This is a genomic window from Halorubrum sp. SS7 (assembly GCF_005435055.1).
Classification (GTDB): Archaea; Halobacteriota; Halobacteria; order Halobacteriales; family Haloferacaceae; genus Halorubrum; species Halorubrum salinarum.
Window position 1 is genome coordinate 1 of record NZ_SGXV01000395.1, and the last position, 373, is coordinate 373.

1 protein-coding gene is annotated in these 373 nt (G+C 62.5%); it reads right to left on the bottom strand.

Going from position 1 to position 373, the window contains the following annotated elements:
* Positions 1–373 (bottom strand): ABC transporter permease subunit (locus EXE44_RS18545; RefSeq protein WP_158293513.1); only part of this gene is annotated, 373 nt, incomplete at both ends.

Consider the following 373-nt stretch of genomic DNA (forward strand, 5'->3'; position numbering starts at 1 on the left):
ATCGTCGGCCTCAAACTTCCAGAGGCCGGCCAGCGTGGGTGCGAGAGTCCAGAAAACCATCATCGCTGCCGCAGATATCTGGATCCGCCGCTGAGTGCCCGTGATCTCACCAGACTGAAGCAGGATGTCGGTGATGACTCCGAACGCACCGGAGGGTCGCCCGACTCTGAGCAGCGTGTACAGCTCCTGTCCGGTGATGGGAAGCCACGATGGGTCCGCGGCGGTCAGCCAGAGTGACAGCGGGAGTTCCGCGACAGACCAGACTGGGATGAACAGCACGTATATCGCGAGTCCACCGATGAGGGCGCGCGTCTGCGTCGACACCGCCGCAGAGAACCCGACGGCGATTCCGATGAATGAGCTTCCGAGCAGA